We start from the raw sequence: 24816 nt of genomic DNA, 5'->3' as shown, positions 1-24816 counted from the left end.
GGCCACCGGCGCAGCGCGGAGCGAACCGCTCCGGATGCGCCGTGTACGGTACGCGTCCAGCCCCCGGGCGGCCCCGGGCGCGCGTACACCGGCCCACCGTGACACCCCCGGGCCGAACGCCCGGACCGAACACCGGAGCACGCCCCGCCGCCGTGGCGCGGGCCGCTCGCCAGCACCAGACCGCAACGAACCACCAGGGGACCACATGGGCAAGACCGCACTGATCACCGGAGTCACCGGGCAGGACGGCTCGTACCTCGCCGAGCTTCTGCTCTCCAAGGGCTACACGGTGCACGGCCTCGTGCGGCGGTCGTCCAGCTTCAACACCGAGCGCATCGACCACGTCTACCAGGACCCGCAGACCGCCAACCGGTCCTTCGTCCTGCACCACGCCGACCTCTCGGACGGCGTCGCGCTCGTGAACCTGCTGCGTGACATACGGCCCGACGAGGTCTACAACCTGGGCGCCCAGTCGCACGTCCGGGTCTCCTTCGACGCCCCGCTCTACACCGGCGACGTGACCGGCCTCGGCGCGCTGCGCCTGCTGGAGGCCATCCGTGCCAGCGGCGTGGACACCCGGATCTACCAGGCGTCCTCCTCGGAGATGTTCGGCGCCACTCCGCCGCCGCAGAACGAGGCGACCCCGTTCCACCCGCGCAGCCCGTACGGCGCCGCCAAGGTCTTCGCGTACTGGACCACCGTGAACTACCGCGAGGCCTACGGCATGTTCGCGGTGAACGGCATCCTCTTCAACCACGAGTCCCCGCGCCGCGGCGAGACCTTCGTGACGCGCAAGATCACCCGCGCGGTGGCCCGGATCAAGTCGGGCCTCCAGGAACACCTGTACCTGGGCAACCTGGACGCCGTACGCGACTGGGGCTACGCGCCCGAGTACGTCGACGCGATGTGGCGGATGCTCCAGCAGGACGAGGCGACCGACTACGTCGTGGCGACCGGAGTCGCCGCCACCGTCCGCGAGTTCGTCGAGGCCTCCTTCACGCACGCGGGCCTCGACTGGAACGAGCACGTCCGCTACGACCCCAAGTACGAGCGCCCCAGCGAGGTCGACGCCCTCATCGGCGATGCGAGCAAGGCACACGAACGGCTCGGCTGGAAGCCGACGGTGCTGGTCCAGGAACTGGCCCGGATCATGGTGGACGCCGACATACGCCAGGTCGAGGACCAACTCGCGGGCGCCACCGTCCGCATCGACCGCTGAGCCGTCCCGGCGACGCGCGCCTCACATAAAGTTTGCCGTGTCCCGGTCCGGCCTCCAGGGCCTGACCGGGGCATACCTGCCGTATGTCCGCATCGCACCCTCTCGCCTGAACCCTGTTGATTCCAAGTTGGTATGCAATGGGTCAAGGGAGGTGACCGGGCCCTCGCGCGAGCCCTAGTCTGCGCCAGTACATATGGCTGTTCGGATAGTTCCAGCCAATTGAAACCGGGCTATTGCCCTGGGGGGCTCATGCGTAGATCCAGAGGGCTGACTGCTGCCCTCGCCCTGTCACTGGTCGGTGCCGGCGCCGGAATAGGTCTGGTGCTCATGCCCCAGGCCTCCGCCATCACCCCGCCCGTGGCCTTCACCGCCGACGAACTGCCCACCTGGCAGCCGAACGGCGTCGTCTTCGCCATGGCTCAGACGAACGGCACCGTCTTCGCCGGCGGCACCTTCTCGGCCGTCCGCCCGCCCGACGGCGCCGGCGGCTCCGAGCAGGAAGCGGTCAACTTCGTCGCGCTGGACGCCGCGACGGGCAACCCGACCGACTGCAAGCTCAGCTTCACCGTCGGGGACGGCACCGCCACCGTGCGCGCGCTGGTCGTCTCCAAGGACGGCAAGACCCTGTACGCGGGCGGCTACTTCGGCGCCGTGAACGGCACCCCGGTCGCCAGCCTCGCCGCGATCGACATCGCGACCTGCACGCCCAAGGCGACGTTCCACCCGAGCTTCCCCGCCACCGTGCGCGCGCTCGCCGTCACCGACGACACCCTGTACGCGGGCGGCGACTTCGGCACCGTCGAGGGCCAGACCCGCGGGCGGTTCGCCGCGGTCGACGCGACCTCCGGTGCCCTCAAGCCCTTCGTCGCCAACGCCGACGAGGTGGGCCGCGCGGTCGCGGTCACCCCGGACGGCAAGAACGTCCTGCTGGGCGGTGACTTCTTCGACATCAACGGCGCCCAGACCCACGCGCTGGCCGTGGTCGACGCGACCTCCGGCGCGGTGGTCAAGCAGTACGCCAACATCCCGAGCAACTCGGTGGTCAAGACGATCGGCACCGACGCGACCGGCTTCTACACCGCCAACGAGGGTTCCGGCGGCGGCGTCTTCGACGGCCGCATCGCCCTCAACCTCAGCGACTTCGGCGAGCGGTGGCGCGACCGCTGCCTCGGCGCCACCCAGTTCGTCCTGCCGTACGACGGAGTCCTCTACAGCTCCTCGCACGCGCACGACTGCTCGCTGGAGAACGAGTGGCCCGACGGCAAGCGCAACTTCCTGCTGGCCGAGCCGACCAGCCACACCGGCCCCGCTCCGGCGCCCGTGGACGGCTTCGTGAACAGCCCGCGCAAGCTCGGATGGCACCCCACCGCCAACGACGGCATCGGTGAGGGCATCGGCCCGCGCGTCATGGCGGTGGCGGAGAAGAACGACGTCAAGTACATGTGGGTCGGCGGCGAGTTCACGCTCATCAACGGCAACCCGCAGCAGGGCCTGACCCGTTTCGCCTCCACCGGTGACGTCGGCGCGCCGACCACCCCGGTGGCCAGCGCCGCGAGCGTCAAGCCCGGCGAGGTCCAGGTCCGCTGGCGCACCAGCTACGACCAGGACGACAGCAAGCTGACCTACCGCATCTACCGCAACGGCTCCGCCAACCCGATCGCCTCGGTGGTCGCGGACTCCGTCGAGTGGGAGCGCCCCCAGGCCGCCTGGGTCGACACCACGGTCAAGGCCGGCCAGTCCTACACCTACCGCGTGACCGCGACCGACGGGGCGGGCAACACCAGCGCCCTGTCGGCGAACGTCTCGGTGACGGTCCCGACCTCCGTCCAGGCCTACCCGAACCAGGTCCGCGCGGACGGCGCCAACCTCTACTGGCGCTTCGACGACACGGTCGGCCCGTACGTCGCCGACTCCTCGGACGGCGGCAACACCAGCGGCATCCAGCTGAACGCCCCGGCCCTGCGCCAGAGCCCCGGCGCGGTGTCCGGCACCAGCACCGCGATGGGCTTCAACGGCACGAGCCAGCAGGTGTACAGCGACCACCGCCAGTCGGTGGGCAGCTCCTACACGATCGAGACCTGGTTCAAGACCAACACCACCCGTGGTGGCAAGCTGATCGGCTTCGGCAACAACACCGACCGCGCCAGCGGCTCGACCGACAAGCAGATCTACATGACCAACAACGGTCGGCTCGTCTTCGGCACGTACAACGGCTCCGCCCGGACCATCTCCACCGGTCTGTTCGACACCTTCAACGACAACAAGTGGCACCACGTGGTCGGCACCCAGGGTCCCGCCGGCATGGCGCTATACGTCGACGGTCAGAGCAAGGGCACGCTGAACGTCACCAACTTCACGCCGTACAACGGGTACTGGCACGTCGGCGGCGACAACCTCTCCAGCTGGCCGACCCGGCCGACGAGCAACTTCTTCGCGGGCCAGATCGACGAGACGGCCGTCTACCCGAAGGTCCTCACCCAGGCCCAGGTCAAGAACCACTTCGACCTGGCGAAGGCGCCCACGGACACGGTGTCCAAGGTCTCCGCGAACGAGGACACCTACGTCAACCAGGGCGCCCCCAGCACCGCCTACGGCGCGTCCGCCTCGCTGGCGGTGCGCGGCACCTCGGCGTACGAGTCGTACCTGCGCTTCACCCTCCCGGCCGCCCCGGCCGGTCAGGTGCTGAAGGCCGCGTCCCTCCAGGTCAAGACCAGCACCCAGGCGGGCGCCGGTACGGCCGACACCGTCAGCGTGGTGCCGGTCACCGGTACCTGGAGCGGTGCGGGCACGACGTTCAACACCAAGCCCACCCTGGGCACCACCCCGCTCGGCACCCTCGCCGGCGTCCCGGACGGCTCCGCCGTCCAGAACGTCGAGCTGGACACCACCGCGGTCTCCGCGGTGCTGGGCGGCAGCTACAGCATGGCCCTGACCAGCACGGGCACCGACCCGCTCTGGATCTGGTCCAGCGAGTCGACCGCCGCGGACGCCGTTCCACAGCTCGTGCTCACCTTCGGCCCGAAGTAACCACGGCCGGATGAACGGGGGTACGGGGTCCGGCGCAGCGCCGGGCCCCGTACCCGTACCCGTGCCCACAGCCCGCACCACCCAGTACCACGGGAGCCCCCTGATGTACCGACGCTCCGCAGCGGCCGCGGTCCTGCTGGCCGCCGCCCTGACGCTGACCGCCTGCGGTTCGGACGCCAAGCCCGACGCCGCGGGTGCGGCCAAGCCGAAGGGCCCGGCCTCCTCGGCGGTCCCGGACCCGGCGGACTCGCAGCCCGCCAACGCGCCGGCGGCGAAGCCGACCGGGCCGGTGCTGCCGGACGCGAAGCTCACCCCGGTGACGGGCAGCTTCACGGACAAGGAGAAGAAGTACCTGAGCGGGCGCGTGCCGGAGAAGATGGACCCGGCCGCGGTGCTCCAGACGGGCCAGGAGGCCTGCCAGCGGGTGGCGCGCACCGCGAAGCACGACAAGGACGCGGCGATCGGCTCCCTCATCGCGGGGGAGATCCCGGCGGCGAAGGACGCGATCCCGGCGCTGTGCCCCGAGCAGCAGCCGGTGCTGGCGGCGGCCCAGACGGGCTTCCCCGACGGGACGAAAACCTCCCCGGCGAAGGGTACGTACCGGGCGCTGACGCAGAGCACGTCCTGTGTCTGGCAGGCGAAGGGGGCGGACGGCGGCGTCCTGGCCTCCAGCCCCATGACGCAGCCGGCCGGCGCCAAAATCACGGCCGAAATCCCCGCGGGCACGGCGGAGTTCGTCTCGACGGGCTGCTACGCCTGGCTCCCGTCCTGACCGACCGCCCCCCGACCCGGCCCCCGGCGTCGCCTCAAACGCCGGCGAGGCTGAATCGGCCCCCGCACGTCGGTGCCCGCGCCTCAAACGCCGGCGAGGCTGAATCGGCCGCGACCGTGACCGCGGGCGCGGCTCGGTTGGGCCTCCGGCGGCGCCTCAAACGCCGGCGGGGCTGTATCGGCCCCCGTACGTCGGTGCCCGCGCCTCAAACGCCGGCGAGGCTGGATCGGCCCCCGTACGTCGGCGAGGCTGGTGCGGCCCCGCGTACGAGGGCCGCTGGCCACGGAGACGCGACCGGAAGCGCCCCACCGCGCCGCTGTTGGAGGCGGGCCGACTCAGCCGCACCCCACGATCGAGGCGAGCCAATCCAGCCCCGCCGGCGTTTGAGGCGCCGCCGGAGGCCGTTCGAGCCGTACTGGCGATCCGGGCGTGCCCCAGGCCACCAGCCGGGCCGCTGTTGGAGGCGGGCCGACTCGGCCGCGTTCCTCGATCGAGGTGGGCCAATTCAGCCTCGCCGGCGTTTGAGGCGCCGCCGGAGGCCCACCCGAGCCGCACTGGCGATGCGGGCGTGCCCTGCCCCAGGCCATCCGCCGCGCCCGCGATCGAGGCGGCCCCAACTCAGCCTCGCCGGCGTTTGAGGCGTCGCCGGGGGCGGAGGTCAGGGGTGGCGGGCGGTCGCTCCGGTGTAGGTCGACAGGAGGGTGTCCAGGACGGCGGACATCGCGAAGGACCCGGTGGCCAGCTCGCGGGCCGCGAGGGACGCCGCCTCGTTCACCGCCGGATCCAGGAGCTCCAGGACGGCCTCCGCCACCCCCTCCGGCCCCGGGGCCACGACCCGCCCCGCCCCCGCGGCAGCGATGTCCCGGGCCAGCCCGTTCGACCGGGTCACCACCACCGGCACGCCCACCGCCATCGCCTCCAGCACCGACATCGGGAACGGCTCGTCCACGGACGGCAGGACATACACACTCGCCCGGCGCAGCTCCTCCAGCACCTGATCCCCGGTCAGCGCCCCCGGTATCGTCATCCGCCCGTCCAGCCGCATCGTCATCATCCGGTGGAAGACGGCCCCGTACTCCCCCTCGTCGGGCCCCGCCACCACGAACCGCGCCTCCGGCACCTTCTCCGCGACCAGCGACATGGCGTTCACGAAGTCCACCGGCCGCTTGCGCTCCTGGAGCCGCGCCGCGTAAAGGATCCGCGGCGGCCCCGACAGCACGGGCCGCGCCTCCTGCGCCGGTACGCCGTTCACCAGCCGCACCGTGTTGTCCAGCCCGGCCCCGCCGACCACCGCGTCCAGCGCTTCCCGCTCGTGCGGGGTCAGGTACAGCACCGCGTCCGCCCCGCGCAGCACCCGCCGCACCGCCACCGCGTCCAGGACCTTCGCCAGCAGCTTCCCGCTCGGGTCCACCATCCCGTGCGTCTGGAGCACCAGCGGCTTCCCGGCCCGCAGCGCGGCCAGCGCGACCGGCAGGGTCACCAGGTCCCGGGCCAGGTGGACATGGACCAGGTCCGCCGACCGCACCAGCCGCCCGGCCGCCGCCAGCAGCGCGGGCGAGGTCATCCCGCTGAAACCGAGCGGCAGCAGCCGCTTCGCCGGGTACAGCCGGGCCGGTACGCCCTCGACGTCGGTCGGCCAGGGGTCCTCGAACCCCTCGCCGAGCGCCAGCAGCGAGGCCTCGTGCCCGCGCGCCCGCAACCCCTTGGCGAGGTTGAGCGCGACCCGGACCGGCCCCCCGAAGGCATGCGTGGGGGAGTGCAGTGTGACGGCGTGCAGAACTCTCACCGGGGGGATCTCACTTCGGCTCGTCGCTACTTCGGTTCCTCGACCGGGCGGCGCGTACCGTCCGCGGTCTGCAGGGTCAGCTCGGGCAGGTCCTTGTGCACGACGGCCCCCGCGCCCACCACGGCACAGCGGCCCACGGTCACTCCGGCCAGCACGGTCGCCCGTACCGCCACCCACGCGCCGTCCCCGACGGTGATCGGGGCGTTGCGGTAGCGGAAGTCGGCGGCCCGGTGGTCGTGCGAACCGGTGCACAGCATGGCCTCCTGCGAGACGCACACGTGCGAACCGATCGTGACCGGCTCCAGGTTCAGCAGCCAGGCGCCCTCGCCGATCCAGGTGTGGTCGCCGACCGTGAGCTTCCACGGCCACAGCACCCGTACCTTGTGCCGGATCAGCACGCCCTCGCCGATCCGCGCCCCGAAGGCACGCAGCAGCGCGACCCGCAGCCGGGCCGGACAGAACCAGGCCATGAACAGCGTGTTCATCACGGCGAACCAGAGCGCCTGCGTCAGCAGACCGCGCCCCTTGTCGTATCCGGCCAGCGTGAAGGCCGGGAGATTGCGCACCGAAGTACCCCCCACTCCATCCCCGTCGGGTCAGACTAGACTGCGCGCGGACCAGGCACAGGGGGCGGGGGCACAATGGCGACACAGGTACGCGGACCCGTCCCCGCACCACCGAAAACCGCCCCCACCCCGCACCCGTGGGACCCGGATCAGCACCGCTGGGGCAGGGTCACCACCCCGCGCACCCTGCTCTCCCGCGCGCTGTCCGTTCCGCTCGCCCTCGGGTTCACCGTCTTCCTGCCGCTGTTCGTCGCCTCGCAGTCCGGCGCGGGCGTGCGGGACGCCGCGTTCTGGCTCCAGCTGGCCCTCACCATGTACGCGGGCGCCCGGCTCTCCGCGATGGTCCTCACCAGCCGCCGCAAGCTGCTCCAGGGCTCCTTCTGGCTCTTCGTCTACATGGCGATGGGGGTCGCCCCGCTCGCGCAGGCTGTCCTCGGCCAGGTCCCCACGCCCGTCGTCGGCCCGCGTTCCGACCTCACCGTGGCCATCGGCCTGGTCCTGCTCGGCTGCACCGCCTTCGACGTCGGGGTGCTGCTCGCCCGTCACCGGCCCTCGGGGCGCGCGGGCGGCTCGCAGCGCGAGCCCCGGCCCCTCATGGCGCACCACCGGCGGCTCCAACTGCTCACCCTTCTGGCCTTCCTGGGCAGTGCGGCGCTCATCGTGAAGCTCGGCGGCCCGGCCGTCTTCTTCAGCAGCCGCCAGGAGATCATCGCGGGCATCCAGGAGGCGGGCGTCTCCACCGACGGGCAGGCGGGCCAGGCCTTCCTGCGCGGCTTCGGCACCGTACCGGCGCTGCTCGCGCTGCTCTGCTACACCCGCTGGCTGGTCACCTCGGTGCACGCCCGCCGCCGGCCCTCCGTCATCGCGATCTGGGCCGCGCTGGCCGTCCTCAACGTCATCGTCAACAACCCCATCTCGAACCCGCGGTACTGGTTCCTGACGGTCATGTTCTCGCTGCTCTTCACGGTCTTCCCGGTCAGCGCCGCCATGTACCGGGTGGCGTTGTCCATGGCCGTGGTGGTCGCGCTCCTCGTCTTCCCCTTCGCGGACCGCTTCCGGTACGACGAGAAGAACTACAAGCCGGTCGAGACGACCTCGTTCCTGGAGCCGATGGCGCTCAAGGACTACGACCAGATCGGCATGTTCGCGAACACGATCACCTTCTCGAACTCCGGCCCCGGCCACTCCTACGGGCGCCAGCTGGCCGGGTCCGTCCTCTTCGCGGTGCCGCGCTCGGTGTGGCCGGGCAAGCCGCGGGACACCGGGGTGATGGTCGGGCAGTGGATGGGCACGGTCAACACCAACCTGTCCTCCCCGATCTGGGCCGAGCTGTGGCTCGACTTCGGGCCGCTGGGGATGGGGGCCGGGCTGCTGGGGATGGGGTACGCCGCCGCGCGGGTCGACCGGCGGTATGCGAAGCGGGCTGTGCGGCGGACGGCGCCGGGGAGTCTGATCTCTGTGGTCGTCCCGCTGGTCGCGGGGTACTCCTTCATCCTGCTGAGGGGGCCGCTGCTGCAGGCCTCCGGGCGCGTGGCGATCGCCGCCATGTGCCTGGCCCTGATAGCCACCCCCCGCCAGGACCCCACCACCACCCTCCGCTGACCCGACCCCGCCCCAGCCTCGCCGGTTGCCCGGGCCAAATTCAGCCTCGCCGGCGTTTGAGGCGCCCCCGGAGGGCCCACGGCGTGCGTCCGGCGTCGGACCGGTATGTCCCCCGGCCTCTGCCGGTGGTGCCTTCGGCGGGCCCTCAAGCGCCGGGCGGTCAGGTGGCGGGTGCGTCGGCGGGGGTCCGGGCCGGGGCGCTGGGGGCCGGGACGCGGAGGCGGGTGGTGCGGGTCCAGGCGGCCAGGGCTTTCAGGGTTGAGCCGGCCGCCAGGCCCCACGCGGCCCCCTGCGCCCCCCACAGAACGTACCCGGCAAGCAGCAGCACGACGGACAGTACCGAGAAGACGACCTGGACGGCCAGCGTCGCCTTCGGCGCCAGCACCCGCAGGGTCAGCAGGGCACAGGTCCCCAGCCCCATCGCCGCGTACTGCGCCCCCGTCGCCGGCAGCAGCGCCGCCGCCGAGCCCCAGGTGTCGCCCAGCAGTTGGCGCCCCAGCCGGTCGGGCAGCAGGTACAGGACCGCCGCCCACCCCGCGCCCAGCACGGCCAGGACCAGGCCGAGCGCGGCCGTCGTACGGACCACCGCCCGCTTGCCGCCACGCCGCCCCAGCATCGGCGGCCCGAAGGCGTTGGCGGAGTTGAACAGCACGTTCAGCGGCCCGAAGAGGGTGCTCGCACCGCGCAGCGCGCCGACGGCGAGCGGGGTCGCGAAGACCCCGAGCCCGAGCACCGCGAGCTGACTGGAACCGTTGCCCACCGCGAACTCGACCACGAACCGCTGCCCGAGGTGCCCCCGGCGCAGGTACGGCCGCAGATCGGCCCGCACCCCCCGGACGTACGGCCGCAGCAGCCACAGGCCCAGCGCGAGCGCCGGGAGCGCCGAGACCCCCCACACCAGCACCAGTCGGCCCGGGGAGACCCCCGCCGGCTGGAGCAGCAGGGCGCCCACCACGCACACCAGCCGCAACGCATCCGCCGCCAGGGCCCGTTCGGGCACGCGCAGCGCCGAGAAGCAGTACCGCAGCCCGTCCTGGACCAGGACCAGCGGCAGGACCGCCCCCAGCGCGAGGAACGCCCAGCCCGTCGCGCCGGACAGGAACAGCCCGACGAGGGCCAGCGCGGCGCCCACGAGCATCGCGGCGGAGCCGGTGAAGGCCACCGCGGAACGGCAGACCACGGCCCGCCGCTCCCCTTGCTCCAGGACCACGCTCTGGCCGACGTACGCCATGTTCAGGCCGAGCAGGACGGTGAAGGTCACGTAGACCATCGAGAACGCGGCGAAGCCGGAGGCCGAGGAGAGCCGCGCGGCCAGCACCAGCACCAGGATGTTGGTGGCGCTGGAGGCGGCCTGGTCCAGGACCGAGGAGAGGGCGGCGAGGCCGCGCCGGCTCACCTCCGGCCCGTGCGGACCGTGCGCAGGGCGACCGTGTCGCTGCCGTCACCGGTGAGGTGCTGGTCCGGCTCGGGCAGTTCGGCCCCGGAGGCGGAGGCGGAGGCGGAGGCGGGGGCGGGCGTGGACACGGACGCGGAGCCCGGCGCGGGGGACGACGGCGCCGGAGCGGAAGGGGTCTTCGCCTTGGACCGGCCGCGCTTCTCGCCGGGCAGCGGTCCGTGCAGGACCGCGCCCAGCACCGTGCCGCCCGCGCCGCTGATCAGCTCGCGGATCCGGGACAGGTCGCTGCGGTGCACGGCCCGCGGGTCGCAGACCACGAGGACGCCGTCCACGCGGTCGACGAGGGCGAGCGCGTCGGCGTACGACAGCACGGGCGGGGCGAGCACGACCACGGTGGAGTTGGGCGAGTCGGCCTCGGAGATCAGCCGGGTCGCGCGCGGGCTGGTGAGCGCGCGGGCGACGTTGCGCACCCGGTCGCCGGGGATCAGGTCGAAGGCGCCCGACTCACCGGCGTCCACGACGAGCTGGCGCCCGTCGGGCCAGTCGGACTCGGCGGGCCCGGGCGCTCCGCCCTGGGCCGCGCCGCCCGGCGTCTGGCTCCAGCGCGGCCGGCCGCCGGCGTCGGTGGGCAGCTGGCTGGCGAGCAGCGGCGTCCGTAGGTCCGCCTCGATGAGCAGGACGTCCTTGCCGGTCTCGGCGAAGGAGGCGGCGAGGTTCACCGCCACCGAGGCGGCCGCTTCGCTGCTGCCGCGCGGGGCGACGACGAGCAGGCGCCGCCGGTCGGCGAACCGGGAGTCGTAGGCGAGCCGGAAGGCCACCGACCGGTACTCCTCCGCGAGCCGCGGATCGGCCTCACCGGCGGCGAGCAGCGGGCCGCCGCCCGTCCTGTCGCGGGGCAGGTTGCCGAGGACGGGGGCGCGCAGGGCGCGGGAGACGTCGCCGTCGGAGCGCGGTGCCGGGTCGAAGACCAGCCGGACCCAGGCGGCGAGCAGCCCGAGCGCGAGGCCGACGGCCGCGCCGAGCGCGAGCGACATGACGATGCCCGGCCCGTCGGGCCGGGTGGGCGCGGTCGCCGCGCTGGTGACGCGGCCCGGGGTCATGTCGAGGGCGTCGAGCTTGGCGATGTTCCCGTTGAGCTGGCCGACCTTGCTCTGCAGGTCGGTCCGGGAGGAGTACACGGCGTCGCGCGCGCTGCCCGCGGGCATCTGGGAGATCTGCTTGACCAGGTCGTCGAGCTGCTTGGCCACCGGGTCGCGCTGGTCCTTGTAGCTCTTGACCATGGCGTCACGAGTGGCGTCGAGGGCGACGAGCCGCTTGGACAGGTACGCCTCGGTCATCGCGTTGGCGCGCTTGGCGGCCTCCGTGGGGGAGCCGGAGGTGTAGGTGAAGCGCAGCACCATGGTCTGCGGCGGGTTGGTGACCTGGAGACCGGAACGCAGCGCGGCCAGACCGGAGTCGGGGATGCCGAGCTTCTTCGCGGCCTCGCCCGCGATGGAGCTGCTGAGCGCGACCTGCCGTTCGGAACCGATGTTGATCGCCTTGTCGGGGGCGATGCTCGGATTGAACGGGTCGTCGGTGGGGGTGCGCAGGACCACGTCGGCGGTGGCGACGTAGGTGTCGGCCGTCGATATGCCGAGGTACACGCCGCCCAGCAGACCGATCCCGATGCCCGCGCCGATGAGCCTGCGGTAGCGCGTCAGCTGGCGGAACTGGTCCCTGAGGAGGTCGGGTTCGTCCTCCGCCGGGACCGCTGCCGGGCGGTTCGTCTCGATCACGGCCGGGGACCCCCAAGTGCTTCGTCCATCAGTGCGTCGATGCGGGCGAGGCCCGCTTCCCGGCTCAGGTGAGCCGCCACGTGGCGCGGACCGGCCGCGCCCAGCGCGTCCGCCCCCCGCGGGTCCTCGGCCAGTGCGCGTACGGCCTTCAGCAGCGCGCGCGGGTCCTCCGGGGCGACGAGCACCCCGGCTCCCGAACGCTCCACCTCCTGGGCGGTGCCGCCCTGCGCCGCCACCGAGGCGACGACGGGACGGCCCGCCGCGAAGTAGGAGGTGAGCTTGGACGGCACGCTCATGTCGAGTACGGCCGCGTGCTGCGTGACCGCGAGCACGTCCGCCGCCGCGAGGATATCGGGGAACTCGCCGTCGGCGGCAGGGGGGATGATGTCCAGGTTCGGTACGTCGGCCGCGAGGTCGGCCAGGGCGCCGCGCTGGCTGCCGTCGCCCATCAGGACGAAGCGGACGCGGGGATCGAGGCGGGCCGCGCCGACGAGGACCTCGAGGCCCTGCTTGAGGCCCATGTTCCCGGAGTGCAGGACCACGCTCTGGCCGGGGGCCCAGCCCAGGTGGCGGCGGGTCTCGTCGCGCGGCTTGGTGGGGGCGGGCACGTGCGACCAGTTGGGGACCAGGCGGATCCTCTTCGGGTCCACGCCCATGGCCACGACCCGGTCGACGAAGGTCTCGTGGATGACGCCGACCAGGGTGGCCCGCTTGAGGGCGTACGCCTCCGCGCGGGCGGCGATCACCGCCGCCTTGTCGCCGCCGCTGATCCCGCTCTGCGCCGCGGCGGCGCCCATCAGGTCCTGGACCACGGGGACGAACGGAACCTTCCACCGGGCCGCGAGCCGGGCCGCGAGCACGCCGCCCGCCAGGCTGGGCATCTGGGCCATGACCGCGTCCGGCTTCGGCATCCGGGGCGGGGCCACGGCCCCGTGCAGCAGAATCGATCCTTCAAAGAGGGCCCGCTTCACCGCGGTCTGCCGCGCCGGGACGGTGTGCGCACGCCGGTGCACCGTCACTCCCGCACGCTTCTCCGTGCGCCGCAGGGCCCCCTTGTAGTCTGGTTCGAGCGACCAGGAGGGATAGTGGGGCATACCCGCGAACACATGGGTATCGTGACCGGAAATCGCCCAGTGCTCCGCGATTTGTGTGGCGTACGGGCCGATGCCCGCGTGCTCGGGAGCGTAATTGGTCGAAACCAGCAGCAGGCGCCGGTGACCCGATATGGACACTGAACGTTCCCTTCCCCCCAGGTCGATGCGCTGCACACCCTAATCGTTCACCCGCACGGCACGGAACGTGCACGCTATTGTCTGCTGATCCGCCGCGCCGGGGGGTGCGGCCTCTGGGGGGTAACAGATGACGGAGCTTGACATGCCCGGACTGGGCGGGGCGCGCAGGCCCTATCGGGTCGGCTACGCGCCGGGTGCCTACGACCTGTTCCACATCGGCCACCTCAACATCCTCCGGCACGCCCGTAGTCAGTGCGACTACCTGGTGGCCGGAGTGGTCTCCGACGAGATGGCCGAACTCGCCAAGGGGCGCCGCCCGATGATTCCGCTCGTCGAGCGGCTGGAAATCGTCCGTAGCGTGAAGTACGTCGACGCCGCCTTCGTCGAGACGGTCCCGGACAAGGTGCAGACCTGGAAGCAGGTCCGGTTCGACGTGATCTTCAAGGGCGACGACTGGCGGGGCACGCCCAAGGGCCTGCGCCTGGAAGAGGACTTCGCCGCCGTCGGGGTCGACGTCGTCTACTTCCCCTACACCGTGCACACGTCCAGCACCCAGCTGCGCCGGGCCCTGGACGCGCTGGCCGCCCCGGCGGCCCCGGTCAGCGCGGTACCGCGCTGAGTTCGCGGAACCACTTCGCGAGGAACGCCACCAGGAACAGCGCGGCCACCGCGCCGAACCCCGCGTAGGCCCACCGGAACAGCTCCCCGCCGCCCAGCAGCAGGAACACCAGGCAGAACACCCCGTAGTCCACCGGCAGCAGCGCGACCGCGCGCACGGTGGAGGGCGCGGCGGCGGGGCTCCCCGGAGCGGCCTTCGGCTTCAGCTTCTCGGTCAGCAGCCCGCCGAAGAAGGTCACGACCGCCGCGAACTGGAAGCCCAGCGGCACCAGCAGCCAGCCGTCCCCGGAGGTGCCGTAGGCATCCGGGAAGCGGTGGAAGGCGATCAGCACACAGGTGTGCAGCGCGGTCAGCTTGGCGCAGTCCACGACGTGGTCGAGCCACTCGCCCGCCGCGCTGCCGCCACCCCGCAGCCGGGCGAGCTGCCCGTCCGCCGAGTCGAAGGCGAAGCCCACGGCGAGCGCCGCCCACACCGCGAACCCGAGCCCCCACGACGGCGCGGCCAGCGCCACCGCGCCGACGGCGGCGAAGCTGAAGGCGGCGCTGATCAGCGTCACCTGGTTCGGGCTGAGCCCCAGCGCGTACGCACCGGCGGCCAGGTACCGCCCGGCCGGCCGGTTCACGAACCGCGAGTACAGCGACACCCCCTTCGCCGACTTCTGCGCCCCGCGCAACTCCCGTAGCGCGGCCTCGACACTCGCCATGCGCACAGCCCCTTCGGTGACCCCGTTGGCACGCGCGCGAAGGCGCACGCGTGTACGACGGCACATCATCGCAGGGGCCGGAGCGCCGCCTCAGGCCACCACCCGCAGCAGCACCACCGACCGCGCCGGGACCGTCATCGTGCGCCCGCCCCGGTACCGCACCGCCGGAGCCGCCGCCTGGTCCTCCCGCGAGGTGTCCAGCACCACCTCGTACTCCGCCGCCCACGGCGCCCCCGGCAGCGCCCACGCCACCGGCCGGTCCCCGGCGTGCAGCAGGGCCAGGAAGCTGTCGTCGGTCACCGGCCGGCCCCGCTCGTCCCGCCCGGGGATGTCCCGCCCCGACAGGTACAGACCCAGCGAGGCCGCGGGGGCGTACCAGTCCCGCTCGGTCATCTCCGCGCCGCCCGCGGTGAACCACGCCAGGTCCCGCAGCCCGTCAGCGCCTTCGGCCCGCCCCGAGAAGAACGCCCGCCGCCGCAGCACCGGATGCTCCTGGCGCAGCCGCACGAGCCGGGCGGTCAGCGCGAACAGCTCCCGCCAGGCCGGGTCCTCCAGCAGCGACCAGTCCACCCAGCCCGTCTCGTTGTCCTGGCAGTAGGCGTTGTTGTTGCCGCCCTGGGTCCGGCCGAACTCGTCGCCCGCCACCAGCATCGGCACCCCCGTCGACAGCAGCAGCGTGGTCAGCAGGTTCCGCAGCTGGCGCCGCCGCAGCGCCGCGATCCGCGGATCGGGGCCCTCGGGCGGGTCCCCCTCGACCCCGCCGTTCCAGGACCGGTTGTCGTTCGTCCCGTCCCGGCCCTCCTCGCCGTTCGCGTCGTTGTGCTTGCGGTCGTAGGAGACCAGGTCGCGCAGGGTGAAACCGTCGTGCGCGGTCACGAAGTTCACCGAGGCGTACGGGCGCCGCCCGCCCCACGCGTACAGGTCGCTGGACCCCGACAGCCGGTAGCCCAGGTCCCGTACGTCGGGCAGCGCGCCCCGCCAGAAGTCGCGGACCGCGTCCCGGTACCGGTCGTTCCACTCCGTCCACAGCGGGGGGAACGCGCCCACCTGGTAGCCGCCCGAGCCCACGTCCCACGGCTCCGCGATCAGCTTCACCCGCCGCAGCACCGGATCCTGCGCGATCACCGCGAGGAACGGCGAGAGCATGTCCACGTCGTGCATGGACCGGGCCAGCGCCGCCGCCAGGTCGAAGCGGAAGCCGTCCACCCCCATCTCCGTCACCCAGTACCGCAGCGAGTCGGTGATCAGCCGCAGCACGTGCGGGCGCCCGGCGTGCAGGGTGTTCCCGCAGCCGGTGTAGTCGGCGTAGCGCCGCTGGTCGCTCTGCAGCCGGTAGTAGCCCCGGTTGTCGATCCCGCGCAGCGACAGGGTCGGACCCAGCTCGCCCGCCTCCGCGGTGTGGTTGTAGACCACGTCGAGGATCACCTCGATCCCCGCCGCGTGCAGGGCCTTCACCATCCGCTTGAACTCGCCGACCTGCTGCCCGGTGGTGCCCGAGGCCGAGTACCCGGCGTGCGGGGCGAAGTAGCCGACGGAGTTGTAGCCCCAGTAGTTGCGCAGCCCCCGGCGCAGCAGGTGGTCCTCGTGCGCGAACTGGTGCACCGGCAGCAGCTCCACCGCCGTCACCCCGAGCCGGGTCAGGTGCTCGACGGCCGCCGGATGGGCCAGCCCGGCGTAGGTGCCGCGCAGTTCCTCGGGGACGCCCGGGTGGCGCATGGTGAACCCGCGCACATGCAGCTCGTAGATGACGGAGTCCGCCCACGGCGTCTTGGGGCGCACGTCGTCCGCCCAGTCGTCGTCGTCGTGGACCACCACCCCCTTCGGCACGAAGGGCGCCGAGTCCCGGTCGTCGCGCACGGTGTCCGCGATGTACTGCTGCGGCCAGTCCCGCACGTGCCCGTACACCTCCGGCGGCAGCGTGAAGTCGCCGTCCACGGCGCGGGCGTACGGATCCAGCAGCAGCTTGGCCGGGTTGTAGCGGGCCCCCGTCCACGGGTCCCACCGGCCGTGCACCCGGAAGCCGTACCGCTGCCCCGGGCGCACGCCCGGCACGAAACCGTGCCAGATCTCGTGCGTCAGCTCCGTCAGCGCGCACCGGGTCTCGGCGCCGCCCGCGTCGAACAGACACAGCTCCACGGACTCCGCCCCCTGGGCCCAGAGCGCGAAGTTGGTGCCCCGGGCCCCGTCGGGTCCGGCCCGGTAGCGGGCCCCCAGGGGATGGGAGGAGCCCGGCCACACGGCGGGGCCCGGGCGCGCGGAAGCCCGTACCGGCCCCGCGGCCGTACCGCTGACCTGGCCTCCCGCATACCCGTCGGTCCTGCGCGGGGCGTGCGGAACGGATTCCACCGCCTCGTCCTCGGCTGCGCTCGTCACTGCCCGCCTCCACGGCTCCTCGGGTACCTCCGGGGGTGGGAAGGGGGCCCCGGCGTCCCTGCCGGGGCCCGTCCCCCGTCCGGTCCTTCCCACTGTTCTGCCCGGAACCTGGGTCACACTCACGTTTCCCCTGGACGGCACGGTCGTTGGACGCACCGTGAGACTTGTGAAGAGGCGGGCAGGGGCGGGCTTCGCCGCCATGGCGGCGTGGGCGGGCCTGATGGGCGGACTGGCCGGATGCACCGAGGGCGGCGGATCCCCGGTGGAGATCCAGCTCCCCGGGAAGGCCAGGTCACCGCAGGAGGCCATCCGGGTCACCCCGGAGGACAACGCGAAGGGCGTACCGGCCGAGGGGCCACTGACCGTGCACGTGCCGGAGGGCCGGCTGGAGCGGGTGGTGGTCACCAAGGTGGAGGACGCGCAGGAGGAACAGGTACCCGGATCGATCGACCCCGACGGCCTCAGCTGGCATCCCGACGCGGGGGCCGGACGGCTCGCGCTCGCCGCCAAGTACACGGTGGACGCCGTCGCCGTCGACGGCCACGACCGCCGCCAGGCCCGGCACACCACCTTCACCACCTACGTCCCCGAGGAACGGTTCATCGGCTACTTCAAGCCCGAGAACCGCTCGACCGTCGGCACCGGCATGATCATCTCCTTCAACTTCAACCGGCCCATCAAGAACCGCGCCGAAGTCGAGAAGGCCATCACGATCACCGCCGACCCCGCCGTCGAGGTCATCGGCCACTGGTTCGGCAACGAGCGGATCGACTTCCGGCCCAAGGAGTACTGGAAGCCCGGCAGCGAGGTCACCGTGGACATGAAGCTCCGCGACGTCGAGGGCGCGCCCGGCTCGTACGGGGTGCAGAGCAAGAGCGTCCGCTTCACCGTCGGCCGCCGGCAGATCTCCACCGTCGACGCGGCCGCCCACACCATGGAGGTCCGCCGCGACGGCCAGCTGCTCTCCACCGTCCCGATCAGCGCCGGGGCGCCCAAGCACACCACCTACAACGGCAAGATGGTGGTGAGCGAGATGTTCGACGTGACCCGGATGAACGGCCAGACCGTCGGCTTCGGCGGCGAGTACGACATCCCCGACGTCCCGCACGCCATGCGGCTCACCGCCTCCGGCACCTTCCTGCACGGGAACTACTGGGCGAGCCCCGACACCTTCGGCTCCAGCAACACCAGCCACGGCTGCATCGGCCTGCGCGACAACAAGGGCGGCGGCTCGGACACTCCGGCGGGCTGGTTCTTCGACCGGTCCCTGATCGGGGACGTGGTCGAGATCGTGAACTCCCAGGACAAGACCGTCGCCCCGGACAACGGCCTGGGCGGCTGGAACCTCTCCTGGCCGGACTGGATCGCGGGCTCCGCCCTTCACTGACCGCGGTCCGATCGAGTGATTGTCGGACCGGAATGCCGTAGTGGGGAGTGTCGGTCCGCCCGGCTCGCCGGAGCCCGCGTCCAGCCTGTCAGCGCACACAGCGCAGCCAGCGGCAGGTAACGGACGGAGCGTCATGTCAGCAAGGAACTGGACCCTGGGGCTCGCGATCGGAGCCGTACTGGCCGCCGGGGCGCCCGTCGCCCTGGCGGCGGGGCCCGGCAGCGGGTCCACGGACGCCGCGGGAGCGGTGTCGCGGGCGGCCGCGCCGCTTCCCGGCGGCCTCGGCCCCTGCGTCGGCGCCCTGTGCCCCGACCCGTTCCCGCAGATCGGCACCGGCAGTCCGGTCGGCCGTGACGAGGGGATCAGCATCTTCGTCGGCGGCGACTTCCACGTCCGTGAGCGCGCCGCCGAGGCCGAGGGCAAGGTCGTCGTCATCGGCAGCTTCGACCAGGACAAGGCCGCCGAGGCCGGCCAGGGGTACAACATCGGCATCGTCGGCGCGGGTTCGCTGGTCCCGCCGCCCGCCGGCTCCGACTTCCTCACCACCGGGCGGAACGTCAACATCGCCGCGGGCGAGCGGCTGATCTCCGACGGCGGCGTGGTCCGTTACGCGGGCACCGCCCCCGGCCCCGGGCGGGTCACCGGCCCGCTGACGAAGGACCCGGGCGCGGTCGCCCCGTACACCGAACTGCGCGACCAGATCGACTTCGCCAGCAAGTGCTACGCCTCCAACGAGGCGGGCGGGGAGCGCACCCCGACCGGCACGGTGCGCAACGTCGCCGGGACGGTCGTCTTCACCGGCGACAACACCTCCGCGCTCCAGGTGTTCAACGTCGACTTCGACCTGGTCAACGGCACCAACCGGGGCGCCGTCGGGCTGCGCTTCGCGAACATCCCGGCGAACGCCACCGTGCTGGTCAACATGCTCGGCACCAGCCGCACCATCAACACCTTCAGCGGCAACATCGTCGACGGGACCGACAGCTTCAACGCCCTGCGCACCCGGCTGCTGTGGAACTTCCCGACCGCCACCACGGTCGACCTGAGGGGCAGCGGCCAGTTCCAGGGCAGCGTCCTGGTCGGCGGGCAGGCCTCGCAGACCACCGTCACGCTGCCCGGCATGAACGGCAGGTTCTTCACCGCCGGCAACCTCACCCACACCAGCCTCGTGGGTCTCGGCGGCGGCCAGGAGTTCCACTCCTACCCGTTCAACGGCGACCTGCCCGGCTGCGGCAGCCCGGTGGTCACCGGCAAGGTCTCCGTCCTCAAGCAGGACCCGCGGGGCAACGCGCTCCCCGGGGCGCGCTTCGAGCTGTGGGAGGAGACCAACGGCACGGACGGCCTCCAGACCTCGGGGACCGGCGCCGACGACAGGGTCGACGGCTCGGAGTGCACCACGGGCGCCACCGGCCTGTGCGAGCAGACCGTCGGGACCGGCACGTTCTACTGGCGCGAGACGGCGGCCCCCGACGGCTACGAGCTGCCCGCGAACCCGGTCGGCAAGGTCGTCCTGACGCGGGAGAACGCCGCCGCGGGCGTCCGGGTGACGGCCGTGAACGACAGGACCCCCGTGCCGCCCGCCTCCGCCAAGGTGGTGCTGCGCAAGACCGACAAGGACAGCGGCCTGCCCCTGCGCGGCGCGCGGTTCGAGCTGTGGAAGGAGAGCAACGGAACCCGGGGCCTCCAGACCACGGGGAGCCCGGACACCAAGCTCCCCGGTGACTGCCTGACCGACGCCCGGGGCACCTGCACCGTCGAGCTGCCGATCGGCGCCACCTACTACTGGCGCGAGACCGGCGCCCCCGAGGGCTACGAGCGTCCCGCCGACCCGGTCACCGCCTTCGACCTGGACGAGGGGGACGTCCGGGAAGGCGTCCTCCTCGGCGTCCCGAACCACAAGAAGCGCGAGGAGTTCTCGGGCGCCATCAAGGTCCTGAAGCTCGACGGGAAGACCCGTCGGCCGCTGCGCGGCGCGGTGTTCGAGGTCTGGAAGGAGACCAACGACACCAAGGGCCTGCAGACCCGCGGCATCAACGCCGACGAGAAGGTCAAGGACGGCTGCGCCACCGACCGCGAGGGCGTCTGCTCGTTCCCGAACCTCTCCGAGGGCTACTACTACCTGGTGGAGACGGACGTCCCCGAGGGGTACGTGCGCCCGCGGAACCGGGTGACCGGCCCGCTGCACCTGGACGGGAAGACCCCGGACAAGGTGCTCGTCCAGCGGCTGACCAACGAGCGCGACCCGCACGGCAAGGGCAAGGACGACGGCCGCGAGCCGAGGAACCCCCGCGGCTGACCCGGAGCGCTCCGCGCACGGCGCGCCTGCGCCGGTGGGGTGATCCCGTCACCGCATCGGCGCACCCGCGCGCGCCGGACCCGGGCCGCCGGGTTTAGCTGACAGCGGCGGCCCGGACGGCCGGGCCGCCGCTGTCAGGAGGCGGCCATGGCGTCAGGTGCGATACGCGGAACGGCCGCGGCGGCCCTGTTGCTGGCCCTGGCCACGGCCCCGGGCGGCCCGCCACCCGCGGCGCCCGTACCCGCCGCGGCCGCCCGGTCCGCGCCGGAGGCCCCCTGCACCGCCCCGACCGGCCCCTACCAGCGCGAGCTGGAGGAGTACCTCGGGCGCACGGTCGACGGGGTCCAGTCCCCGGCGGACTGCGTCGCCATCCGCGCCTTCCAGCGGGCCCAGGGCCTGGCGCGGGTCAACGGCTACGCCGGCCTCGGGACCTACCGCACGATGCTCGCCGTACAGGCCCGCCCCGACCCCAACTCCGCCGGCCTCTGCCCGGTCCGCCCGCACCGCGTGACCTGCGTGGACATGGACCGTCAACTGTTGTGGGTACAGCGCGACCGGGAGGTCCTCTTCGCGCCCGTGCCGATCCGCACCGGCCGCGACAGCCTGGAGACGCGCCCCGGCTGGCACGAGGTCTACTGGCGCGACGAGGACCACTACTCCTCCCTCTACGACAACTCCCCGATGCCGTACTCCCAGTTCTTCGACGAGGGCCAGGCCATCCACGGCCACCGCGGCGACCTCTACGACTACAGCGGATCGGCGGGCTGCGTGAATCTCGCCGTCCCGGACGCGGCCCGGCTGTGGGACCTGCTGACCGAGGGCGACGCCGTGTACGTCTGGGGCACCAAACCCGGTACCGAGGACTGAGACTTTCCTGTTCACAGCCTCTTGGGACGGAACGGTGACACATCCGTTTCCGTTCGTGATCCGCCCGTGTGATTCCATTTCCCCAGCGCGCGAATGTCCGCGCGGGGGACATGGGGGAGAACAAGAGTGAACCTGCAGCCGATTCGCGGCCGCTTCCGCACCGGCCTGCCCGCCCTGCTGCTCGGGGCGGCGCTGCTGCTCACCACCGGGTGCAGCGGCGGGACCGGCGACACCAACGGCGGCGGCGGCGGGGACAACGGCAAGGGCGGTGGCGGAACCGGCGGCAAGACCGGCACCGAGGCGTCCCAGGCGATGGTCACCATAAAGCCGGACGACGGTGCCAAGGAGGTCGCGACCAGCGGCGTCCTGAAGATAACCAGCACCGGCGGCAAGCTCACCACGGTGACGGTCGCCGACACGAAGGGCAACGCGGTCGAGGGCAAGATGGGCGCCGACGGCGCCAGTTGGGAGCCCGCCCGCAACCTCGGCTCCGCCACCGAGTACAAGGTGCACGCGGTCGCCAAGGACGGCGCGGGGCACGAGTCCGCGAAGGACATCACCTTCACCACGCTCACCCCCACGAACACCTTCGTCGGCCACTACGTGCCCGAGGACGGCGACACCGTCGGCGTGGGCATGCCGGTGTCGATCAACTTCAGCCGCGGGATCACCAACCCGGACGCCGTGGAGAAGGCCATCACCGTGACCGCCGAGCCGTCGGTCCCGGTCGAGGGCCACTGGTTCGGCAACGACCGGCTCGACTTCCGCCCCGAGAAGTACTGGGCCGCGGGCACCAAGGTCACCGTCAAGATCGCCCTGGACGGCGTCGAGGGCCGCCCCGGCGTCTACGGCAAGCAGACCCGCACCGTCACCTTCAAGGTCGGCCGCTCCCAGGTGAGCACCGTGGACGCGGCCGCCCACACGATGCAGGTGGTCCGTGACAACGCCGTCCTCAAGGACGTTCCGATCACCGCGGGCGCCGCGGCCAACACCACGTACAACGGGCAGATGGTCATCAGCGAGAAGTACAAGGTCACGCGGATGAACGGCGCCACCGTCGGCTTCGGCGGCGAGTACGACATCTCCGACGTCCCGCACGCGATGCGGCTGTCGAACTCCGGCACCTTCGTCCACGGCAACTACTGGGCCTCCTCCGACACCTTCGGCTCGGAGAACGTCAGCCACGGCTGCGTGGGCCTGCAGGACGCCCGTGGCGCCGGTGACAACGACATGCCCGGTGCCTGGTTCTACAACGAGTCCCTGATCGGCGACGTGGTGGTGGTGAAGAACTCCAAGGACAAGGAGATCGCCCCCGACAACGGCCTCAACGGCTGGAACATGCCCTGGGCGGACTGGATCAAGTAGGACCCCCGCGCGGGCGGCGGCCCGCCGCCGTACGGACTCCGGGTGGCCCGGTGCTGTGACCCACAGCACCGGGCCACTCCCGGTTAACCCCCGCTAACCTTCCCCGTATGACCATCACTCTCGAAGTCGCGGCAGGCGTCGGCACCATCCGCCTGGACCGTCCGCCCATGAACGCCCTGGACGTCGCCACCCAGGACCGCCTGCGCGAGCTGGCCACCGAGGCGACGGACCGCCCGGACGTCCGCGCGGTGATCCTCTACGGCGGCGAGAAGGTCTTCGCGGCGGGCGCCGACATCAAGGAGATGCAGGTGATGGACCACGCGGCGATGATCGCCCGGTCCCGCGGCCTGCAGGACGCCTTCACCGCCGTCGCGCGGATCCCCAAGCCCGTGGTCGCGGCCGTCACCGGCTACGCGCTGGGCGGCGGCTGCGAGCTGGCGCTCTGCGCGGACTACCGGATCGCCGCCGACAACGCCAAGCTCGGCCAGCCGGAGATCCTGCTCGGCCTGATCCCGGGCGCGGGCGGCACCCAGCGGCTGTCCCGGCTGATCGGTCCGTCCAAGGCCAAGGACCTGATCTTCACCGGCCGGATGGTGAAGGCCGAAGAGGCCCTGTCCCTGGGCCTGGTGGACCGGGTGGTGCCCGCCGCCGAGGTGTACGGGCAGGCGCACGCCTGGGCCGCGAAGCTGGCCCAGGGACCGGCCATCGCGCTGCGGGCCGCCAAGGAGTGCGTGGACGCGGGCCTGGAGGCGGACATCGACACCGGGCTGACCATCGAACGCAACTGGTTCGCGGGGCTGTTCGCGACCGAGGACCGCGAGCGCGGCATGCGCAGCTTCGTCGAAGAGGGCCCGGGCAAGGCCAAGTTCCTCTGAGTGCGCCCCGCCCGTCCTCCCTGCGGGTGGATTAGCCAGGCCTTAAGGCAACCTTAAGGAATGATGGAGATCCACTCTCGGTAATGATCTCGCACCACTGAGTCATCGCAGGTGGGGCCGGGTGAAACGACCCCCTGATTGCCTTGGGCATATGACAGGACGCCCCCCGGAATGAAGCATTCCGGGGGAGCGTTTTCGCGCGGAACCGCACCGGCGGGCCCGCCCGCCCTTCATGATGGGTGCATGGCGGGCCTGGAGGGTGTGGAACAGCCGCGGCAGCGCAGCAGCGCTTCCGCCGTACGACCGATGGCGGCCCTTGAGGACGAACAGGGCCTGAAAGCACTGGAGTTGTACGGCAGTCCGGCCGACGGCGAGGTGACCTTGCCGTCGCTCCCCGAGTCCGCGGCCATCGCCCGGCGCCTCACCCAGTGCGTGGTGGTCCGGCTGTGGGGCCTGTCCCCGCAGATCGCCGAACACGCCGTCCTGCTCGTCTCCGAGCTGGTCGGCAACGCGGTCCGGCACACCGGGGCCCGCACCTTCGGGCTGCGGATGCTGCGCCGCCGCGGGTGGCTCCGGATCGAGGTGCGCGATCCCTCGCGCGGGCTGCCCTGCCTGATGCCGGTCCACGAGATGGACACCACGGGCCGCGGGCTGTTCCTGGTCGACAAGCTCTCGGACCGCTGGGGCGCCGACCTCTTACCCAGGGGCAAGACCACCTGGTTCGAGATGCGCGTGTCCGACCGCTGACCGGCCGCCACCACCCGCCGCCGGTCGCCGCCCCCGGACACGCAGAAGCCCCCTGTCGCCGTGGTGCGGCGCCGCGGGGGCTTCATGAGTGGGCCGAGGATCGAAGGGGGTGTGATCCTCGGCCGGAGACTTCGCTCGGGTCAAGGGGGAAGTCGTGGTTCCGACTATGGCAGATGAGGGCCGGAACACCAAAAGTCCCGAGTCGGACA

General features: G+C 72.3%; 18 protein-coding genes. 11 read left to right on the top strand and 7 right to left on the bottom strand.

The window, feature by feature from the left end; genetic code table 11:
- Nucleotides 1-205 precede the first annotated feature (205 nt).
- The 3 genes from gmd to ABT084_RS01400 all read left to right on the top strand — a co-directional run bounded on the left by gmd (nucleotide 206) and on the right by ABT084_RS01400 (nucleotide 5018).
- A complete protein-coding gene (gene gmd, locus ABT084_RS01410; protein ID WP_351037595.1) occupies nucleotides 206-1219 on the top strand; it encodes a GDP-mannose 4,6-dehydratase in 1014 nt (337 codons plus the stop codon).
- A 249-nt stretch (nucleotides 1220-1468) separates the two neighbouring features.
- Nucleotides 1469-4246 carry a CBM96 family carbohydrate-binding protein gene (locus ABT084_RS01405; RefSeq protein WP_502968807.1) on the top strand — a complete coding sequence of 926 codons (2778 nt, stop codon included), beginning with the start codon at nucleotides 1469-1471 and terminating at the stop codon, nucleotides 4244-4246.
- 103 nt (nucleotides 4247-4349) lie between these two features.
- Entirely contained in the window at nucleotides 4350-5018 is a 669-nt protein-coding gene (locus ABT084_RS01400; RefSeq protein ID WP_351037593.1) for a hypothetical protein, read from the top strand.
- 658 nt (nucleotides 5019-5676) lie between these two features.
- Here the strand turns inward: ABT084_RS01400 and ABT084_RS01395 are convergent.
- Both ABT084_RS01395 and ABT084_RS01390 read right to left on the bottom strand, forming a co-directional pair.
- On the bottom strand, nucleotides 5677-6804 hold the full coding sequence (locus ABT084_RS01395; protein WP_351037592.1) for a glycosyltransferase: 1128 nt from the start codon (nucleotides 6802-6804) through the stop codon (nucleotides 5677-5679).
- A gap of 26 nt (nucleotides 6805-6830) precedes the next feature.
- Nucleotides 6831-7370 (bottom strand): WcaF family extracellular polysaccharide biosynthesis acetyltransferase, encoded by a 540-nt coding sequence (locus ABT084_RS01390; protein WP_351037591.1) that lies wholly within the window; start codon nucleotides 7368-7370, stop codon nucleotides 6831-6833.
- Between the two features lie 75 nt (nucleotides 7371-7445).
- On the opposite strand from ABT084_RS01390, the gene ABT084_RS01385 reads away from it, so the two are divergent.
- Nucleotides 7446-8972, top strand: coding sequence for a hypothetical protein (locus tag ABT084_RS01385; protein ID WP_351037590.1), 1527 nt, complete (start codon nucleotides 7446-7448; stop codon nucleotides 8970-8972).
- A 160-nt stretch (nucleotides 8973-9132) separates the two neighbouring features.
- On the opposite strand, the gene ABT084_RS01380 is transcribed toward ABT084_RS01385, so the two are convergent.
- The 3 genes from ABT084_RS01380 to ABT084_RS01370 are packed head-to-tail and all read right to left on the bottom strand — an operon-like array spanning nucleotide 9133 to nucleotide 13345.
- Nucleotides 9133-10368: an MATE family efflux transporter gene (locus ABT084_RS01380; RefSeq protein WP_351037589.1), complete on the bottom strand. Its 1236-nt coding sequence runs from the start codon at nucleotides 10366-10368 to the stop codon at nucleotides 9133-9135.
- On the bottom strand, nucleotides 10365-12143 hold the full coding sequence (locus ABT084_RS01375; protein WP_351037588.1) for a tyrosine-protein kinase domain-containing protein: 1779 nt from the start codon (nucleotides 12141-12143) through the stop codon (nucleotides 10365-10367). Before ABT084_RS01375 ends, ABT084_RS01380 begins: the two co-directional genes overlap by 4 nt.
- Nucleotides 12140-13345, bottom strand: coding sequence for a glycosyltransferase family 4 protein (locus ABT084_RS01370; RefSeq protein ID WP_351037734.1), 1206 nt, complete (start codon nucleotides 13343-13345; stop codon nucleotides 12140-12142). The genes ABT084_RS01375 and ABT084_RS01370 overlap by 4 nt, the downstream gene beginning before the upstream one ends.
- 157 nt (nucleotides 13346-13502) lie before the next feature.
- On the opposite strand from ABT084_RS01370, the gene ABT084_RS01365 reads away from it, so the two are divergent.
- The gene (locus tag ABT084_RS01365; RefSeq protein ID WP_351037587.1) at nucleotides 13503-13994 is read left to right on the top strand and encodes an FAD synthase family protein; all 492 of its coding nucleotides are present in this window, start codon (nucleotides 13503-13505) and stop codon (nucleotides 13992-13994) included.
- Here the strand turns inward: ABT084_RS01365 and ABT084_RS01360 are convergent.
- Nucleotides 13975-14697 carry a CDP-alcohol phosphatidyltransferase family protein gene (locus tag ABT084_RS01360; protein WP_351037586.1) on the bottom strand — a complete coding sequence of 241 codons (723 nt, stop codon included), beginning with the start codon at nucleotides 14695-14697 and terminating at the stop codon, nucleotides 13975-13977. The two genes, ABT084_RS01365 and ABT084_RS01360, sit on opposite strands and share 20 nt — an antisense overlap.
- A gap of 90 nt (nucleotides 14698-14787) precedes the next feature.
- Nucleotides 14788-17070: a glycogen debranching protein GlgX gene (gene glgX / locus ABT084_RS01355; RefSeq protein WP_351037585.1), complete on the bottom strand. Its 2283-nt coding sequence runs from the start codon at nucleotides 17068-17070 to the stop codon at nucleotides 14788-14790.
- A gap of 199 nt (nucleotides 17071-17269) precedes the next feature.
- Here glgX and ABT084_RS01350 point away from each other — a divergent pair, with 199 nt between their 5' ends.
- From ABT084_RS01350 to ABT084_RS01325, 6 genes are all read left to right on the top strand, one after another.
- Nucleotides 17270-18457: a L,D-transpeptidase gene (locus tag ABT084_RS01350; protein ID WP_502968813.1), complete on the top strand. Its 1188-nt coding sequence runs from the start codon at nucleotides 17270-17272 to the stop codon at nucleotides 18455-18457.
- A 133-nt stretch (nucleotides 18458-18590) separates the two neighbouring features.
- On the top strand, nucleotides 18591-20753 hold the full coding sequence (locus ABT084_RS01345; RefSeq protein ID WP_351037583.1) for a choice-of-anchor A family protein: 2163 nt from the start codon (nucleotides 18591-18593) through the stop codon (nucleotides 20751-20753).
- A gap of 147 nt (nucleotides 20754-20900) precedes the next feature.
- The gene (locus ABT084_RS01340; protein ID WP_351037582.1) at nucleotides 20901-21620 is read left to right on the top strand and encodes a L,D-transpeptidase family protein; all 720 of its coding nucleotides are present in this window, start codon (nucleotides 20901-20903) and stop codon (nucleotides 21618-21620) included.
- A gap of 126 nt (nucleotides 21621-21746) precedes the next feature.
- A complete protein-coding gene (locus ABT084_RS01335) occupies nucleotides 21747-22985 on the top strand; it encodes a L,D-transpeptidase (RefSeq protein ID WP_502968806.1) in 1239 nt (412 codons plus the stop codon).
- 107 nt (nucleotides 22986-23092) lie between these two features.
- A complete protein-coding gene (locus ABT084_RS01330) occupies nucleotides 23093-23860 on the top strand; it encodes an enoyl-CoA hydratase/isomerase family protein (RefSeq protein ID WP_351037581.1) in 768 nt (255 codons plus the stop codon).
- Nucleotides 23861-24103: 243 nt separating this feature from the next.
- Complete coding sequence (locus ABT084_RS01325) at nucleotides 24104-24607, top strand: ATP-binding protein (RefSeq protein WP_351037580.1); 504 nt, start codon at nucleotides 24104-24106, stop codon at nucleotides 24605-24607.
- Nucleotides 24608-24816: the final 209 nt, after the last annotated feature.

This window comes from Streptomyces sp. NPDC002138, from assembly GCF_040296485.1.
Lineage (GTDB): Bacteria > Actinomycetota > Actinomycetes > Streptomycetales > Streptomycetaceae > Streptomyces.
Note: the sequence above shows the minus strand (reverse complement) of the source record. Positions and strands in the feature narration are given on the sequence as shown.

What these genes read in the sequence shown, in the direction of transcription:
- ABT084_RS01340 (WP_351037582.1), top strand. Translation starts at nt 20,901, where the DNA reads ATGGCGTCAGGTGCGATACGCGGAACGGCCGCGGCGGCCCTGTTGCTG.
- ABT084_RS01350 (WP_502968813.1), top strand. Translation starts at nt 17,270, where the DNA reads ATGGCGGCGTGGGCGGGCCTGATGGGCGGACTGGCCGGATGCACCGAG.
- ABT084_RS01400 (WP_351037593.1), top strand. Translation starts at nt 4,350, where the DNA reads ATGTACCGACGCTCCGCAGCGGCCGCGGTCCTGCTGGCCGCCGCCCTG.
- ABT084_RS01330 (WP_351037581.1), top strand. Translation starts at nt 23,093, where the DNA reads ATGACCATCACTCTCGAAGTCGCGGCAGGCGTCGGCACCATCCGCCTG.
- ABT084_RS01360 (WP_351037586.1), bottom strand. Translation starts at nt 14,697, where the DNA reads ATGGCGAGTGTCGAGGCCGCGCTACGGGAGTTGCGCGGGGCGCAGAAG.
- ABT084_RS01405 (WP_502968807.1), top strand. Translation starts at nt 1,469, where the DNA reads ATGCGTAGATCCAGAGGGCTGACTGCTGCCCTCGCCCTGTCACTGGTC.
- ABT084_RS01385 (WP_351037590.1), top strand. Translation starts at nt 7,446, where the DNA reads ATGGCGACACAGGTACGCGGACCCGTCCCCGCACCACCGAAAACCGCC.
- gmd (WP_351037595.1), top strand. Translation starts at nt 206, where the DNA reads ATGGGCAAGACCGCACTGATCACCGGAGTCACCGGGCAGGACGGCTCG.
- ABT084_RS01325 (WP_351037580.1), top strand. Translation starts at nt 24,104, where the DNA reads ATGGCGGGCCTGGAGGGTGTGGAACAGCCGCGGCAGCGCAGCAGCGCT.
- ABT084_RS01365 (WP_351037587.1), top strand. Translation starts at nt 13,503, where the DNA reads ATGACGGAGCTTGACATGCCCGGACTGGGCGGGGCGCGCAGGCCCTAT.
- ABT084_RS01345 (WP_351037583.1), top strand. Translation starts at nt 18,591, where the DNA reads ATGTCAGCAAGGAACTGGACCCTGGGGCTCGCGATCGGAGCCGTACTG.